A 15,339-nucleotide genomic window follows, 5' to 3' on the forward strand; every position below is an offset into this window, starting at 1 on the left:
TCATGGCAATACGATATCTGAAGACAGGCAAGCCGCAGGAAGAAAGATCCGAAGATGATGCCAAGGTCCGCGCCGTTGTCGAGGCGGCACTGGCCGAGATCGAGGCGCGGGGCGATGCGGCGGTCCGCGAGCTGGCGGAAAAGTTCGACAATTTTTCACCGGCAAGCTTTCGGCTGACGCAGGACGAGATTGACGAATTGATCTCGCAGGTATCGCAGCGTGATCTGGATGACATACGTTTTGCCCAGGACCAGATCCGTGCCTTTGCCGAGATCCAGCGTGCCTCGATGACCGATGTCGAGGTGGAAACGATGCCCGGTGTCATTCTGGGGCATCGTAACATCCCTGTGCAATCGGTCGGGTGCTATGTTCCTGCCGGTAAATTTCCAATGGTGGCGTCAGCGCATATGTCGGTCCTGACCGCTGCGGTGGCCGGGGTGCCGCGCATCGTTGCCACCACCCCGCCATTCGAAGGCCAGCCAAATCCGGCGGTGATCGCCGCCATGCATCTTGGCGGCGCGCATGAGATCTACGCCCTTGGCGGCATCCAGGCCGTCGGCGCAATGGCCATTGGCACCGAAACGATTGAACCGGTGCATATGCTTGTCGGGCCCGGCAATGCCTTTGTCGCCGAAGCGAAACGCCAGCTTTTCGGTCGCGTCGGGATTGATCTGTTCGCCGGACCAACTGAAACGATGGTCATTGCCGATGACACGGTTGATGCAGAAATCTGCGCCACCGATCTGCTTGGTCAGGCTGAACATGGCTACAATTCACCTGCTGTCCTGCTGACCAATTCCGAGACGCTGGCGAATGACACGCTTGCCGAGATCGACAGGCTGCTTGCGATCCTGCCGACAGCCGAGACGGCAGCTGTCAGCTGGCGCGACTATGGCGAGGTGATCGTCTGTGACACCTATGATGAAATGCTCAGCGTGGCCGATGATGTGGCTTCGGAACATGTGCAGGTGATGACCGACCGTGATGACTGGTTCCTCGACAACATGACATGTTATGGGGCGTTGTTCCTCGGCGCGCGCACCAATGTGGCGAATGGTGACAAGGTAATTGGCACCAACCATACGCTGCCGACGAAAAAGGCTGGCCGGTATACAGGTGGCCTGTGGGTTGGTAAATATCTGAAAACACACAGCTATCAAAAGGTCGTGACCGACGAGGCCGCGACCCTGATCGGGGAATATGGATCCCGTCTGTGCATGCTTGAAGGGTTTGTCGGTCATGCCGAGCAGTGCAATGTCAGGGTCCGCCGCTATGGTGGCAAAAACATACCCTATGGCGAGGCGGCCGAATGATGTCATCCCACGCCGCAAATATCGCAACGTTGCGGCCGCTTCTTGCGGCGCAATATGACTGGGCAGAGGATGATCTGCGGCGCGCGCTCGATGCGGTGGTGGCAGATGACGCCCTGTTCCGGCTGGCGCATCCCTTTGGGGATATGATGGTGCCGCAGGACTTTCATGACCAGGCTCTGGCGGTGCTGAAGAAAGCCTGGCCGGATGTCGAGCGCCGTGACTGGCTGGTGATGGCCGGTCGTGATCATCATGGCGCCGACTGGGTTGGCTGTGGCGGGCATTTCATCGGCACCTTTGCCTCGCCGTTTCTCGATATTCCGCCAACCGGCCATCTGGCGCATATGCGCTTTCATGAATTCTACCGGATCGAGAATGGGCAGGTGGCCGGCTATCAGGCGCTGTGGGACATTCCCGAGGTCATGATGCAGGCCAACGCCTGGCCGCTGGTGCCGTCGCTTGGACGCGAATTCTGTGTTCCCGGTCCGGCGAGCGGTGACGGTCTGGTGAGGCCGGTGCGGGATGAGGCGGCGAGCGCGGCAAGCTGCGGGCTGATTGTCGATATGCTGACACATATGAAACGCCATCCGCGGGAAGGTGGACCGGAAGTGATGGAGATGCCGCGCTTCTGGCATCCACGGATGAACTGGTATGGGCCAGCCGGGATCGGCACTGGGCGCGGCATCGAGGGATTTCGCAACTGGCACCAGATCCCGTTCCTGAAGGCGATGCCCGACCGTGGCAGCAAGGTGGATCAGGTGACTTATCATTTCATCGGCGACAACGACTATGTCGGTGTGACCGGCTGGCCAAACATGATCCAGACAATCAGCCATGATGGCTGGCTGGGGCTGCCGCCGCTCGGCAAGGAAATAACCATGCGAAGCCTTGATTTCTGGCGGCTTGAAAATGGCGTGATCCGCGAGAACTGGGTGCTTGTCGACCTGCTCCACGTGTATGACCAGATTGGTGTGGATGTGTTCGGGCGAATGCGGGAATTCAACAAGGCACGCGGGATGCCGCTCTCGCCAGGAGGCGCGGCATGACCACGCTTCCCTCAACGCCCTCCTTTTCGCTTGCTGGCCGACGGGCGCTTGTAACAGGTGGATCGTCCGGTATCGGTCTTGGCTGCGCGGTGGCGCTTGCCGAGGCGGGCGCACATGTCATCATCATGGCACGGCGGCGTGCGCAGCTTGATGATGTCGCCGCGGCGATGCGGGCCGCTGGCCACACGGTTGAGGTGATGGTCGGCGACATTGCCGACATCGACTCGATGGCGGCGTCGGTTGAATCGCTTCGCCCGCTGGACATCTTCGTCAACAGCGCAGGACTTGCCCGCCATTCGCCTGTGGTTGACACCGATCCTGCCGATTTCGACGCGGTGATGAATGTCAATCTGCGTGGTGCCTATTTCGCCGCTCAGGCCGTTGCCAGGGCAATGATAGCCGATGGCCGCCCAGGTTCCATCATCACCATATCCAGCCAGATGGCCGTTGTTGGCGGCATTGACAGGGCTGTCTATTGCGGGTCGAAGCACGCTGTCGAAGGCTTTACCAAGGCAATGGCCATTGAATTCGGTCCGCACGGGATACGGGTGAACACCATCTGCCCGACCTTTGTGCGAACACCGCTTACCGAACAGACATTCGCCCGCCCCGAACGCGTGCGCTGGATCGAGGAGAAGATCAAGCTTGGCCGCGTCGGCGAGGTCGAGGACATCATGGGCGCGGTGAATTTTCTTGCCTCCGATGCCGCGGCATTGATCACCGGAACGGCCCTGTTGATCGACGGGGGGTGGACAGCGGACTGATGGCACGAGAAACAGCGACATCCCTTGATGTGGCCCGCCATGCCGGCGTCAGCCAGTCGGCCGTCAGCCGGGTATTCACCCCCGGTGCGTCGGTGTCGCGGGAAATGACGGATCGTGTCCGTGCCTCGGCAGAAGAACTTGGCTATCGCCCGAATGTGCTGGCACGCACGATGATCACCGGGAAATCGCGCCTGATCGGTCTGGTGGTGGCCTATCTCGACAATCAGTTCTATCCGGAAATTCTGGAAAAACTGTCAACCCGCCTGCAGGCACAGGGCTATCATGTGCTTGTTTTCATGGCCCAGCAGACAGCTGGCAATATCGATGCGGTATTGCAGGAAATTCTGGATTATCAGGTCGATGGGATCGTTCTCGCCTCGGTGGCCATTTCATCGTCACTTGCCGAGCAATGCGATGCGGCCGGCATTCCGGTGGTGCTGTTCAACCGCGCCCAGAAGGATGACCGGTTTTCCACCGTCACATCGGACAATTTCGGGGGTGGCCGCGAGCTGGCCAATTTCCTGGTTGCTGGTGGGCATCAGCGGATTGCCTATATCGCAGGCTGGGAAGGTGCCTCGACACAGCGTGACCGCGAGGCCGGTTTCAAGGCCGGTCTGGCGGCGCATGGCCGTGATCTGTTCGCGCGCGGTGTTGGCAATTTCCAGTCCGACATGGCGGCCGAGGCGGCGCTGGAGATGTTCTCGTCGGTTGATCGGCCAGACGCCGTCTTCGTTGCCAACGACCATATGGCCTTTGCGGTGATGGATGTATTGCGGCATCGGCTGAATCTTCGGATTCCCGAAGATGTCTCGGTCGTCGGGTTTGACGATGTGCAACTTGCCGCCTGGCCAAGTTTTGATCTGACAACAGTGCGCCAGCCATCCGGGCGAATGGTGGATGCGACAGTCGCCGCGCTTGTCGACAAAATCGAGAATGGAGACGGTGCGCCTCAACGTGTTCAGGTGGACGCCAGATTGATTGTTCGCGGATCCGCGCGTCGGCCGGAAACGCCTGTGGCAGAGTCGGAAAGGGAGTAGGGCAATGAAGGGTTTCGATCCGAAGTGGAAGGATTTCCCTGATTACATTCTGGGGATAACTGCCGAAATCTGGGAAGGCCGCGGGCTCGCTACGCTGCATGATTACTACGCAGCTGACATCCCGGTACGCTCACCCGGCTCGGTTGTCAGTGGCAATCAGGGTGTGATCGCGGCCACCATGGCAACCCTTGCCGAATTTCCAGATCGCCGGCTTCTTGGCGAGGATGTGATCTGGTCGGGTTCACCGGAAGAGGGAATGCTGTCCTCGCATCGAGTTCTGTCAACCGCCACCCATGCCGGAGACGGGGTATATGGCAACGCCACCGGCCAGAAGCTGGTCTATCGGATCATTGCCGATTGCCATGCCATCAACAATCAGATCAATGATGAATGGCTGATCCGTGATCAGGGTGCCATTGTCCGCCAGCTTGGCTGGGATCCGAAGGCCTATGCGGCTGACCTGATTGATCGCGAGGGCGGTATCGAACACTGCACGCCCCCCTTTACGCCGGCCATTGATATACCGGGCCCCTACAAGGGGCGGGGCAATGACAATCAATGGGGCGCGGCCTATGCCGATATCCTGACCCGGATGATGGGGGCTGACATGGCGGCAATCCCGGCCTGTTACGACCCTGCCTGCCAGCTGGAACTTCCTGGCGGCACAACCGCACATGGCCATGATGCCGCCGACCGCTTCTGGATGGGGCTTCGGGCCAGTTTTCCCAACGCCACCTTCACCATTGAACATCAGATTGGTCGCGATGATCCGGACATGCCGCCGCGTGCTGCGATCCGCTGGGGGCTTCATGGCCTGCATGACGGATGGGGAAGCTTTGGCGCGCCTTCGGGTGTCGAGGTATATGTGATGGGGATCAGCCATGCCGAATTCGGTCCGCGAGGATTGCGCCGGGAATATGTGCTTTTTGACGAAACGGCGATCTGGAAACAGATCGTCATGAAGACGGGGTAGAGACATGAACGCCATTGATCTGAACCAGCGCATTGTCCGGTACGGTGATCTGGTGCCATGCCGCACCGCCTTTATCGACGCGCACACACCCGGAAGCGACAGGAAAGAAAACTTCACCATCATTGGGGGTGGTGTTTCGGAATCGGCTGACCAGCATGTGCATATCGCCGACACGCCGGGTTTCAACATCGGCGCGGCGGGTCAGCCACCGAAATGCCGCAACTCGCTCCACGCACACCGTACCGCCGAGGTGTTTTTTGTGCTGTCGGGGCGGTGGCGCTTTTTCTGGGGCGCATCCGGCGATGATGGCGAGGTTGTGCTTGAGGAAGGCGATCTAATCAACATCCCGACGGGTATCTTTCGGGGCTTTGAAAATATCGGCACCGACTATGGAATGATCATGGCTGTCCTTGGCGGCGATGATTCCGGCGGCGGTGTTGTCTGGGCGCCACAGGTGATCAGGGAAGCTGGCGCGCATGGTCTTGTCCTTGGCGAAAACGGTGCCCTTTATGACAGCAAGACAGGGGCAAGCCTGCCAGAGGGTGTCGGGCCGATGCCGACCCTGACCGATGCCGAGATGGCGCAGTTTCCTGTTGTTTCGGCAGCGGAATTCGTGCCGCGTTTTGTCGCCCGCTACTGGGACATGATGGCGATGGCGGCCGGACAGCCGGCGCAGGTTATCGCGGCTGACGGGATGCTGCGTGACCGGCCCGGATTTCGCCTGGAACTGCTTCGCGATGGCAGTATTGACGACGCACCCTACACAACCGCCCGTCACGAGGTTCTGATGATCATGCGCGGCCATTGGCGTGTCACATGGGATGGTGGGCAGGCAAGCCTTGGGCCGGGTGATGTCTGTGCGATTCCACCGCATCAGACCGTGACACTGGCACCGTCGATGAGCGGCGAGGCCAGCCTGTTCCGCGTCATCACCACTGATGATGCGCCTGGCCCGACAAGCGATTTTCATGAATTGCCGGCGGTGCTTCGCCGGGGGAGAGGCTGATGACAGAGATCCTGACAAGCCATGTGGGCTCGCTTCCACGCACCCAGGAGGTGGTGGATTTTATCTTCGCACGCGAACGCGGCGAGACATATGACGATGCGGCCTTTCAGTCCTGCATGGCAGCTGCCTGCGCCGAAACGGTGCGCCGCCAGGCCGCGGCGGGGATCGATATCGTCTCGGATGGTGAAACCTCGAAAATCTCCTACGCCACCTATGTCAAGGACCGCTACACCGGCTTTTCGGGGGACAGCCCGCGCAACGCCCCCGGTGATCTGAAGCTGTTTCCCGGCTTTCTTGAAAGGCTGGCCAATGATGGAGGCACCCCGCAATATGCGCGCCCGATGTGTACGGGTGAGGTGCGATCGAAAGGCCAGGGCGAGCTGCAGGCGGATATCGACAATCTCAAGGCGGCGATGGCGGCGCAGGGGCTGGAACGCGGCTTTATGAACGCCGCCTCGCCCGGGGTGATCTCGTTGTTCCTTCAGAACCAGTATTACAAGACACGCGAGGCCTATCTGGCGGCGCTGGCCGATGCCATGAAGGCCGAATATGAAACCATCGTTGCCGCCGGGCTGGATTTGCAGCTGGATTGCCCCGATCTGGCCTTGTCGCGTCACATGCTGTTTGCCGACCTCAGCGATGATGAATTCATTGCTGTTGCCAACATGCATGTCGAAGCTCTCAACCACGCGCTTCGGGACATCGATCCGGCACAGGTGCGGGTGCATATCTGCTGGGGCAATTATGAAGGGCCTCATGTCTGTGATATCGACATGGACAAGGTGTTTCCGACCCTGATGCGGACCCGTGCGCGTTATGTGCTGTTTGAAACATCAAACCCCCGGCACGCCCATGAATGGACTGTCTTCCGTGACCGGGCGAGCGAAATTCCGGATGACAAGGTGCTGGTGCCGGGCGTTGTCGACACCACCACGAATTTTGTCGAGCATCCCGAGCTGGTGGCACAGCGCCTCGCCCGTTTTGTTGACATTGTCGGAGCGGATCGCGTCATTGCAGGGTCGGATTGCGGGTTCGGCACCTTTGCCGGTTTTGGTGCCGTTGACCCCGATATCGCCTATGCCAAGCTTGCAACGCTTGCCGAGGGTGCGGCGCTGGCCAGCGGCAGGCTCTGACCGCCGCCATGAATCTGCCACTGGCCCTGCTTCCCGGAATGATGTGCGATGATCGCCTGTTCGCGCCTCAGCTGGCGGGTCTAGGACAGGACCGGCAGATCATCATTCCGGACTATGGCATGGCGGACAGCATGGATGCCTTGGCGGCGGATATTCTTGCCGATCTTCCTCCGCGCTTTGCGCTCGGTGGTGTGTCGATGGGCGGCATTCTTGCGATGGAAATCATGCGGCAAGCACCGGCGCGTGTCTCGCATCTGGCGCTGATCGACACCAATCCCTTTGCCGAGCGTGATGAGGTCAGACGCAGACGTGGCCCGCAGATAGAGGCTGTGCGCGAGGGGCAGCTTGAAACCATCATGCGTGACGAGATGAAGCCAGCCTATTTCACGCATCTGGCGGATAGCCGCGCGCTTCGCGATCTGTGTCTGGACATGGCGCTGTCGGTTGGCCCGCAGGCATTCATCCGTCAATCACTGGCGCTTCGTGACCGACCCGATTACAGTCAGACGCTGCGGCAGGTGACCTGCCCGACGCTGATCCTGTGCGGACGACATGACACTCTCTGCCCCGTTTCACGTCACGAGGCCATGCTGGACATGATCCCGCATGCAAGGCTTTGTATCGTCGAGGATGCAGGGCATCTGCCGACCATCGAAAAGCCTGACGAGGTAACACAGGCGCTTCACGACCTTCTGGAGGAAACGCATGGATGACGCCCTTTTGACACTGCTTCGCTCGGTCGACACCCCCACTGTCTGCAACGCCATCGAAACGGCACAGGGACAACGGGGTTTCAGCGCCTTCACACGCGGCACGGTCCTGTCATCGGCGCCGGAGGCCGGTGCCATTGTCGGCTATGCGCGCACCGCGCGGATCGCGGCGCAGGCACCATCATCGGATCCGGCTGACGAGGTGCGAACAAGACGGCTTGGCTATTACCGGCATATGTCTGAGGCCGAAGGTCCGGCGATTGCCGTGGTCGAGGATATTGATTATCCGTATGCTGTCGGTGCCTATTGGGGCGAGGTGAACACAACGGTGCATAAGGCGCTCGGAATTGCCGGCGCGCTGACCAACGGTGTGATGCGCGATCTGGGGGATCTCCCCGATGGGTTTCCCGTCATCGCCGGGTCGATCGGGCCAAGCCATGCCTTTGTCCATATTGTTGACTATGCCGCTGGCGCAAGTGTGTTCGACCTCGACATCGCCGAGGGTGATCTGGTCCATGCCGACCGGCATGGGGCGCTGGTCATTCCGCCTGATGTGGTTGGTGATCTTGCTGCCGCCATCGAAACACTGTTCCGCGCCGAGCGCTGCATTCTCGAACCGGCACGCAAGGGACCGATGAATTTTGCCGAGTTCGAGGCCGCCTGGGCCGCCTTTGAACAGGCGCGGACCTGAAGGGCCAGCCACAATGCGCGATGTGATGAAACTCATGCAGGGTGCGCCGCCGCCGCCGGAAAGTCAGGTGACGGTCGCCGACTGGCGGGCACCCGGTGTCTGCCGCTGGTCATTTTCACATGTACGGCAATTGCTGCCGACCGCGCCAATGCCGCCAGCCCCTGTCCCCGCATCACTGCCGGAAGCACGGCAGGATCTGTCCGGGCTGACGGTTGATGATCAGGCAACCAGCCTTGCCACCTGTCTGGAATCCAACGCAACTGACGGGTTTGTCGTTCTGCATCGTGGACGGCTTGTCCATGAGTGGTATGGCGGCTGGGGCGCGCCTGACAGACAGCACATCATCTTTTCCATATCGAAATCGCTGATGGCCCTTCTTGTCGGCACGCTGGTCGGCGAGGGGGTGTTGGACGCGGATCGCGAGGTCGCGCATTACCTGCCCGAAACAAAGGGCAGCGCCTATGACGGTGCAACCTTGCGTCATGTTCTGGACATGACGGTTGCCTCGGCATTCAGCGAGGAATATCTGGATGAGGACGGCATCTTCATGGCCTATCGCAAGGCCGCCGCCTGGAACCCGCCCGAAGAAGGTGAAGCAAGCGAAGGGCTGCGCAATTTCCTGGCCCGGCTTCCGGCATCGGATGGCGCGCATGGTCGCAGATTCCATTATTGTTCACCGCACAGCGATCTTCTTGGCTGGATTGTCGAACGCGCCGCCGGTGACCGGTTCGCCAGCCTGATGTCGCAGTATCTGATGCAACCTGCCGGTCTTTCCCATGAGGGATATATTACACTCGATACCTTTGGCGCTCCGCGCGTCGCCGGCGGAATTTGTGTCACCGCACGCGATCTGGCCCGCCTTGGTGAGATGGTTCGGTGTGGCGGGGCGGTCGGGGCATCTCAGATCGTTCCGGAAAGCTGGATCACCGATCTACGGAGCTGTGACACACGCCGCGCCTGGATGGCGCAAAGTGACGGGCCGCGGCATTTCCCGAATGGCTGCTACCGGTCCAAATGGTACCAGACAGGTCTGTCGGATGATGAAGTCTGTGGCATCGGCATTCATGGCCAATGGCTGTGGATCAACCCGGCGCGCGAGGTTGTGATCGTGCATCTGGCGTCACAGGATGCCCCTGTCGATCCCGATAACAGGCCGGGACTTGTCTCGATGTTGCAGGCCACGGCGCGGGCGCTTGGGTAAACATCGGGGGTGAAATGCGGGGTGAAGACGTTGGGGTGAAGAGGCGCACGCTTGCGTGCCACGGCGTCAGGCCAGCATATCGGTCGGAAGCCCCTGCATCTTCCATTCCGTGAATCCGCCACTCATGTCGAGAACATTGCCCATGCCCATATCCTGGAGTGTGCGAACCGCCAGTGCCGAACGCAAACCGGACGCGCAGAACAGGATCAGTTTACCATCGGTATGAAATATCGATTTGTGGTAGGGGCTTTGCGGATCAGCCCAGAATTCAAGCATGCCCCGGGGGGCATGAAAGGCGTCGGGGATGATTCCCGCCTGCTGCAATTCCCGTATATCACGAAGATCGATCAGGATGGCGGCATCATTGGTCTGCAATTCTGCCGCCTCGGTCACACTGATTGACTCAATCATCATTCGTGCCGAGGCAACCATCTCGGAGACATGCTGGGTAACTGGCATTGCTTTCCCTTGGCGTTGGTTTCAGCTGCGCAGGATAACGGCAGATACCGCCCCGACCAAGGCATGCGCGGGATATGCACTGCGCTTTCACGGACTTGTGAAGATGCGTTGATGACGACATTTGCGGGGCTTTTGTCGGTCCTGAATTTGTGGCTAATATATTCTGTCTGGCGCAGGCCAGCGTCACACAAGGGGGCAAAATCATGACGGGGTATCGGGACGTTTACGAAAGCGCGCGGGATGATGTCGCGGCATTCTGGATGGACGCGGCCGGGGCCATAGACTGGTACAGGATGCCGACCCGGGCGCTGGATTCATCGACCCCGCCATTTCATCGCTGGTTTCCAGATGGTGAAATGAACACCTGCTACAATGCCGTCGACAGGCATGTTGCCGCCGGACGCGGCGACCAGAAGGCGGTGATCTATGACTCGCCGATTACCGGCAAGGCGTCATCACTGACCTATGCCGAGCTTCAGATCGCCACGGCGCGTTTTGCCGGCATGTTGCAAAGGCTTGGTGTCGGTGCCGGCGACCGTGTCATTATCTATATGCCGATGATCCCCGAGGCGGCGGTGGCCATGCTGGGCTGTGCGCGCATCGGCGCGGTGCATTCGGTGGTGTTTGGCGGATTTGCCGCCGCCGAACTTGCCAAGCGGATCGATGATGCCGCGCCAAAGGCCATCATCAGCGCCTCCTGCGGTCACGAGCCGAACCGCATTGTCGCCTATAAACCGTTGCTTGATGAGGCCATAGAGCTGTCAAGCCACAAGCCCGACAACTGCGTCATCTATCAGCGTGAGGCATTGCGCGCCGATCTTGTCGCGGGCCGCGATCTGGAATGGCACGCCGCCCATGAAGGCGTCGAAGAACTGGCACCGGTGCCGGTCAGGGCGACCGACCCGCTATATATCCTCTACACATCCGGAACGACGGGCCAGCCAAAGGGCGTGGTGCGTGACAATGGTGGCCATGCGGTGGCGCTGCAATGGTCGATGCCGAACATCTATGATGTCCAGCCCGGTGATGTCTATTGGGCGGCGTCGGATATCGGCTGGGTTGTCGGTCATTCCTATATCGTCTACGCGCCGCTGATCGCGGGATGCACCACAGTATTGTTCGAGGGCAAGCCAATCGGCACGCCGGATGCCGGTGTGTTCTGGCGGGTGATCCAGGATCATGGCGTCAAGATTCTGTTCACCGCGCCGACGGCGTTCCGGGCGATCAAGCGCGCCGACCCTGATGGCGCGTTTCTGAACGATTATGATACCTCGTCGCTGACACATCTGTTCCTTGCCGGAGAGCGGGCCGATCCAGACACCATCATATGGGCGCAGGACAAGCTTGGCGTGCCGGTGATCGATCACTGGTGGCAGACCGAAACAGGCTGGTCGATCTGCGCCAATCCGGTGGGTATCGAGACCTTGCCGGTAAAGCTTGGCTCGCCATCGGTTCCGATGCCGGGGTACGAGATCGACATTCTTGGCGAAGATGGCACGGTGCAGGCGGCGAACCAGCTCGGTGCCATTGGCATCAAGCTGCCATTGCCGCCATCCTGCCTGCCAACGATCTGGGGCGCCGATCACGCCTTCATCGAGAAATATCTGACGACCTTTCCGGGTTATTACGAGACCGGTGATGCCGGCTACAAGGATGATGACGGCTATCTTTACATCATGGCGCGCACCGACGATGTCATCAATGTGGCGGGCCACAGGCTGTCGACAGGCCAGCTTGAAGAGGTGCTGGCCGAACATCCGGATGTTGCGGAATGTGCGGTGATCGGTGTCGCCGATGATCTGAAGGGGCAATTGCCGCTGGGACTGATCTGCCTCTATCCCAATTGTGACAGGCCGGTCGATCAGGTATGTGCCGAAGCCATCGATCTGGTGAAATCGCGGGTGGGGCGTGTCTCGGCGTTCAATCTGGTCGTGACCATCGACCGGCTGCCGAAAACCCGGTCTGGAAAGGTGCTGCGCGGCACCATGGCAAAAATCGCCGACGGTGTGGAATGGAGCATGCCGGCGACAATCGACGACCCTGTCATTCTTGATGAAATCGCTGCCGCGCTGAAAACGTTGGGCTATCCAAAACGGACATAACGTCCCTCCGCAGGCTGAGTCAGGCTTTCAGGGTCGTTATGTCGCCCGAAAGAGACGGATTCTTGCTTGCCATTTGGTACTGACCTGTCCTTTACTCCCCTCTCGGTATTCTCATCACTTCTGGAGGTTCTGATGAAGAGATTGCTTATTGCTGCCATGGCGTCGGCGCTAGTCGCGACACCTGCACTGGCTGCAGACGTGAAGATCGGCGTTTTGCTGGGCTTCACCGGTCCCATTGAATCGCTGACGCCTGACATGGCGGCTGGCGCTGAACTCGCCATGAAGGAAGCCACCGAATCCGGTGCTTTCATGAATGGCAGCTCGGTTACCCCTGTCCGGGGCGATTCGACCTGTGTTGACGCAGCAGCGGCCACAGCCGCGGCCGAGCGTCTGATCACATCTGACGGTGTCAGCGGCATCATGGGTGCCGATTGTTCCGGCGTGACCATCGCCACCCTGCAGAATGTGGCCATGGCCAAGGGCGTTGCGATGATTTCACCATCTGCAACATCGCCTGCGCTGTCGACTCTCGAGGATGCGGGTCTGTTCTTCCGCACCGCGCCGTCCGACGCCCGTCAGGGCCAGGTCGTTGCTGAAATGCTGATGGAAAAGGGCATCAAGTCCGTTGCCATCACCTACACCAACAATGACTACGGCAAGGGTCTGGCTGACAGCATCCAGATGAACTATGAAAAGCTTGGCGGCGGCGTGACCATCAACGCGGCGCACGAAGAAGGCAAGGGTGACTACAGCGCCGAAGTTGCGGCACTGTCGCAGGCTGGCGGTGACATGCTGGTTGTGGCCGGTTATCTCGACCAGGGCGGCAAGATGATCATCCAGTCGTCGCTCGACACCGGTGCGTTTGATTCGTTCTTCCTGCCGGACGGCATGATTGGCGACGCACTGCCACAAGCCATTGGTCCCGACCTGAATGGATCCATCGGCACCCTTCCGGGCACAGATAGCCCGGGTGCAACCATGCTTGACGACATGGCCAAGGCTGCCGGTTTCACCAACGGTCCGTTCACGGCTGAATCCTATGACGCTGCTGCGCTTCTGATCATGGCCATGCAGGCTGCCGGTTCAACCGACGCCGCTGTCTACAAGGAAAAGGTCATGATGGTTGCCAACGCACCGGGCGAAAAGATCTTCCCCGGTGAGCTTGGCAAGGCGCTGAAGATCATCGCCAATGGCGGTGACGTCGACTATGTCGGCGCTTCGGCTGTGGAACTGATCGGTTCTGGCGAATCGGCAGGTAGCTATGCCGAGATCCTGATCGACGGTGGTAAGAACACCACCGTTGGCTATCGCTAGGGTCCAGACATAAACAGACGGCCCGGATATCACATCCGGGCCGTTTTTCTTTGATGGTTATTGTCTTGAATATCTGTTTGCCTGATAGCTGTGGCGGTGCCGCATGATTGTCGTTGAAAACCTTTCCAAGCATTTTGGAGGCATCAGGGCCGTCAACAACGTGTCGCTGTCGATCGCGCCGGGATCGATCACCGGGCTGATCGGCCCCAACGGCGCTGGCAAGACAACCCTGTTCAATGTCATTGCCGGGCTTCACGCGCCAACATCCGGACGGGTGCTTCTTGATGGCGCGGACATTACCGGTCTGCCGCCACACGACCTGTTTGCTAAAGGCATGCTGCGAACATTCCAGATTGCGCATGAATTTTCGACCCTGACCGTTCGTGAGAATCTGATGCTGGTGCCAGGCGACCAGTCCGGGGAACGGCTTGTTGATGCGTGGCTTCGCCCGGCCAGGGTCCGTGCAGAGGAAGCAGAGCTTCGCCGCAAGGCCGACGAGGTGATCGAATTCCTTGAAATCAGCCACGTTGCCGATGAACTGGCCGGCAATCTGTCGGGGGGACAGAAAAAGCTGCTGGAGCTTGGCCGCACGATGATGGTCGATGCCAAGATCGTGTTTCTCGACGAGGTTGGCGCGGGTGTGAACAGGACGCTGCTGCGGACGATTGGCGATGCGATCCTGCGGCTGAACCGCGAGCGCGGCTACACCTTCTGCATGATCGAACATGACATGGACTTTATTTCGCGCCTGTGTGATCCGGTCATCGTGATGGCCGAAGGTGGTGTGCTTGCCACCGGCACGGCCACAGAGGTGCGCGCCAATGAAGAGGTCATCGAGGCCTATCTCGGCACAGGGCTGAAGAACCGGCCACGGTCGGGAGTCGCATCATGAGTTTCCTGATTGGCGAGGACATGGTGTGCGGCTATGGGGGCGCCGATATCCTGCATGGATGCACAATCGGTGTTGAGCCTGGTGAAATTGCCGTTGTTGTCGGTCCGAACGGGGCCGGCAAATCGACAGCCATGAAGGCCATGTTCGGTATGCTGGGACTTCGCGAGGGACAGGTATTGCTGGAAGGCGAGGATATCTCGCGCCTGAAGCCCCAGGAACGTGTTCTGCGTGGCATGGGGTTCGTGCCGCAGACAAACAATGTCTTCACCAGCATGACGGTTGAGGAAAATCTGGAAATGGGGGCATTCATCCGCCGTGACGACATTGCGGCGACGATGCAGCAGGTGTTTGATCTGTTTCCCATCCTGTATGAAAAACGCGCCCAACCGGCAGGAGAACTGTCCGGCGGTCAGCGCCAGCAGGTGGCGGTTGGCCGGGCGCTGATGACGCAGCCGAAAATCCTGATGCTGGATGAACCGACAGCCGGTGTGTCGCCAATCGTGATGGACGAGCTGTTCGACCGCATCATCGAGGTGGCGCAAACCGGCATCGCCATTCTGATGGTCGAACAGAATGCGAAACAGGCGCTCAACATTGCCGATCGCGGCTATGTTCTGGTGCAGGGACGCAATGCCTATACCGACACGGGTGCCGCGCTGATGGCCGACCCTGAAGTCCGGCGCGCGTTTCTGGGAGGGTGA

At 59.8% G+C, this 15,339-nt stretch carries 15 protein-coding genes; 14 read left to right on the top strand and 1 reads right to left on the bottom strand.

Features of this window, described 5'->3' with window-relative positions; translation table 11 throughout:
- Nucleotides 1-2 precede the first annotated feature (2 nt).
- The 10 genes from hisD to AB3X55_00570 are packed head-to-tail and all read left to right on the top strand — an operon-like array spanning nucleotide 3 to nucleotide 9,871.
- Nucleotides 3-1,313 (top strand): histidinol dehydrogenase, encoded by a 1,311-nt coding sequence (gene hisD / locus AB3X55_00525; protein MEX0502061.1) that lies wholly within the window; start codon nucleotides 3-5, stop codon nucleotides 1,311-1,313.
- Nucleotides 1,310-2,356 (top strand): ester cyclase, encoded by a 1,047-nt coding sequence (locus tag AB3X55_00530; protein ID MEX0502062.1) that lies wholly within the window; start codon nucleotides 1,310-1,312, stop codon nucleotides 2,354-2,356. Before hisD ends, AB3X55_00530 begins: the two co-directional genes overlap by 4 nt.
- Complete coding sequence (locus tag AB3X55_00535) at nucleotides 2,353-3,120, top strand: SDR family NAD(P)-dependent oxidoreductase (protein ID MEX0502063.1); 768 nt, start codon at nucleotides 2,353-2,355, stop codon at nucleotides 3,118-3,120. The genes AB3X55_00530 and AB3X55_00535 overlap by 4 nt, the downstream gene beginning before the upstream one ends.
- The gene (locus AB3X55_00540) at nucleotides 3,120-4,157 is read left to right on the top strand and encodes a LacI family DNA-binding transcriptional regulator (GenBank protein MEX0502064.1); all 1,038 of its coding nucleotides are present in this window, start codon (nucleotides 3,120-3,122) and stop codon (nucleotides 4,155-4,157) included. Before AB3X55_00535 ends, AB3X55_00540 begins: the two co-directional genes overlap by 1 nt.
- A gap of 4 nt (nucleotides 4,158-4,161) precedes the next feature.
- On the top strand, nucleotides 4,162-5,130 hold the full coding sequence (locus tag AB3X55_00545) for an ester cyclase (GenBank protein ID MEX0502065.1): 969 nt from the start codon (nucleotides 4,162-4,164) through the stop codon (nucleotides 5,128-5,130).
- A 4-nt stretch (nucleotides 5,131-5,134) separates the two neighbouring features.
- Nucleotides 5,135-6,136: a cupin domain-containing protein gene (locus AB3X55_00550; GenBank protein ID MEX0502066.1), complete on the top strand. Its 1,002-nt coding sequence runs from the start codon at nucleotides 5,135-5,137 to the stop codon at nucleotides 6,134-6,136.
- The gene (locus AB3X55_00555; protein MEX0502067.1) at nucleotides 6,136-7,269 is read left to right on the top strand and encodes a cobalamin-independent methionine synthase II family protein; all 1,134 of its coding nucleotides are present in this window, start codon (nucleotides 6,136-6,138) and stop codon (nucleotides 7,267-7,269) included. Before AB3X55_00550 ends, AB3X55_00555 begins: the two co-directional genes overlap by 1 nt.
- An 8-nt stretch (nucleotides 7,270-7,277) precedes the next feature.
- Nucleotides 7,278-7,982: an alpha/beta fold hydrolase gene (locus AB3X55_00560; GenBank protein ID MEX0502068.1), complete on the top strand. Its 705-nt coding sequence runs from the start codon at nucleotides 7,278-7,280 to the stop codon at nucleotides 7,980-7,982.
- Nucleotides 7,975-8,670 (top strand): RraA family protein, encoded by a 696-nt coding sequence (locus AB3X55_00565; protein ID MEX0502069.1) that lies wholly within the window; start codon nucleotides 7,975-7,977, stop codon nucleotides 8,668-8,670. The genes AB3X55_00560 and AB3X55_00565 overlap by 8 nt, the downstream gene beginning before the upstream one ends.
- 25 nt (nucleotides 8,671-8,695) lie before the next feature.
- A complete protein-coding gene (locus AB3X55_00570) occupies nucleotides 8,696-9,871 on the top strand; it encodes a serine hydrolase domain-containing protein (GenBank protein MEX0502070.1) in 1,176 nt (391 codons plus the stop codon).
- A gap of 66 nt (nucleotides 9,872-9,937) precedes the next feature.
- Here AB3X55_00570 and AB3X55_00575 read toward each other — a convergent pair whose 3' ends face one another.
- Nucleotides 9,938-10,330 carry a rhodanese-like domain-containing protein gene (locus tag AB3X55_00575; protein ID MEX0502071.1) on the bottom strand — a complete coding sequence of 131 codons (393 nt, stop codon included), beginning with the start codon at nucleotides 10,328-10,330 and terminating at the stop codon, nucleotides 9,938-9,940.
- Between the two features lie 203 nt (nucleotides 10,331-10,533).
- Here AB3X55_00575 and AB3X55_00580 point away from each other — a divergent pair, with 203 nt between their 5' ends.
- The 4 genes from AB3X55_00580 to AB3X55_00595 all read left to right on the top strand — a co-directional run bounded on the left by AB3X55_00580 (nucleotide 10,534) and on the right by AB3X55_00595 (nucleotide 15,339).
- The gene (locus AB3X55_00580) at nucleotides 10,534-12,432 is read left to right on the top strand and encodes an AMP-binding protein (GenBank protein ID MEX0502072.1); all 1,899 of its coding nucleotides are present in this window, start codon (nucleotides 10,534-10,536) and stop codon (nucleotides 12,430-12,432) included.
- 132 nt (nucleotides 12,433-12,564) lie between these two features.
- Entirely contained in the window at nucleotides 12,565-13,746 is a 1,182-nt protein-coding gene (locus AB3X55_00585; protein ID MEX0502073.1) for an ABC transporter substrate-binding protein, read from the top strand.
- 103 nt (nucleotides 13,747-13,849) lie between these two features.
- Nucleotides 13,850-14,638: an ABC transporter ATP-binding protein gene (locus AB3X55_00590; GenBank protein ID MEX0502074.1), complete on the top strand. Its 789-nt coding sequence runs from the start codon at nucleotides 13,850-13,852 to the stop codon at nucleotides 14,636-14,638.
- Nucleotides 14,635-15,339: an ABC transporter ATP-binding protein gene (locus AB3X55_00595; GenBank protein MEX0502075.1), complete on the top strand. Its 705-nt coding sequence runs from the start codon at nucleotides 14,635-14,637 to the stop codon at nucleotides 15,337-15,339. The genes AB3X55_00590 and AB3X55_00595 overlap by 4 nt, the downstream gene beginning before the upstream one ends.

This window comes from Alphaproteobacteria bacterium LSUCC0719 (genome assembly GCA_040839025.1).
In the GTDB taxonomy this organism is placed as follows: domain Bacteria; phylum Pseudomonadota; class Alphaproteobacteria; order Puniceispirillales; family Puniceispirillaceae; genus UBA8309.

What these genes read in the sequence shown, in the direction of transcription:
- hisD (MEX0502061.1), top strand. Translation starts at nt 3, where the DNA reads ATGGCAATACGATATCTGAAGACAGGCAAGCCGCAGGAAGAAAGATCC.
- AB3X55_00530 (MEX0502062.1), top strand. Translation starts at nt 1,310, where the DNA reads ATGATGTCATCCCACGCCGCAAATATCGCAACGTTGCGGCCGCTTCTT.
- AB3X55_00535 (MEX0502063.1), top strand. Translation starts at nt 2,353, where the DNA reads ATGACCACGCTTCCCTCAACGCCCTCCTTTTCGCTTGCTGGCCGACGG.
- AB3X55_00540 (MEX0502064.1), top strand. Translation starts at nt 3,120, where the DNA reads ATGGCACGAGAAACAGCGACATCCCTTGATGTGGCCCGCCATGCCGGC.
- AB3X55_00545 (MEX0502065.1), top strand. Translation starts at nt 4,162, where the DNA reads ATGAAGGGTTTCGATCCGAAGTGGAAGGATTTCCCTGATTACATTCTG.
- AB3X55_00550 (MEX0502066.1), top strand. Translation starts at nt 5,135, where the DNA reads ATGAACGCCATTGATCTGAACCAGCGCATTGTCCGGTACGGTGATCTG.
- AB3X55_00555 (MEX0502067.1), top strand. Translation starts at nt 6,136, where the DNA reads ATGACAGAGATCCTGACAAGCCATGTGGGCTCGCTTCCACGCACCCAG.
- AB3X55_00560 (MEX0502068.1), top strand. Translation starts at nt 7,278, where the DNA reads ATGAATCTGCCACTGGCCCTGCTTCCCGGAATGATGTGCGATGATCGC.
- AB3X55_00565 (MEX0502069.1), top strand. Translation starts at nt 7,975, where the DNA reads ATGGATGACGCCCTTTTGACACTGCTTCGCTCGGTCGACACCCCCACT.
- AB3X55_00570 (MEX0502070.1), top strand. Translation starts at nt 8,696, where the DNA reads ATGAAACTCATGCAGGGTGCGCCGCCGCCGCCGGAAAGTCAGGTGACG.
- AB3X55_00575 (MEX0502071.1), bottom strand. Translation starts at nt 10,330, where the DNA reads ATGCCAGTTACCCAGCATGTCTCCGAGATGGTTGCCTCGGCACGAATG.
- AB3X55_00580 (MEX0502072.1), top strand. Translation starts at nt 10,534, where the DNA reads ATGACGGGGTATCGGGACGTTTACGAAAGCGCGCGGGATGATGTCGCG.
- AB3X55_00585 (MEX0502073.1), top strand. Translation starts at nt 12,565, where the DNA reads ATGAAGAGATTGCTTATTGCTGCCATGGCGTCGGCGCTAGTCGCGACA.
- AB3X55_00590 (MEX0502074.1), top strand. Translation starts at nt 13,850, where the DNA reads ATGATTGTCGTTGAAAACCTTTCCAAGCATTTTGGAGGCATCAGGGCC.
- AB3X55_00595 (MEX0502075.1), top strand. Translation starts at nt 14,635, where the DNA reads ATGAGTTTCCTGATTGGCGAGGACATGGTGTGCGGCTATGGGGGCGCC.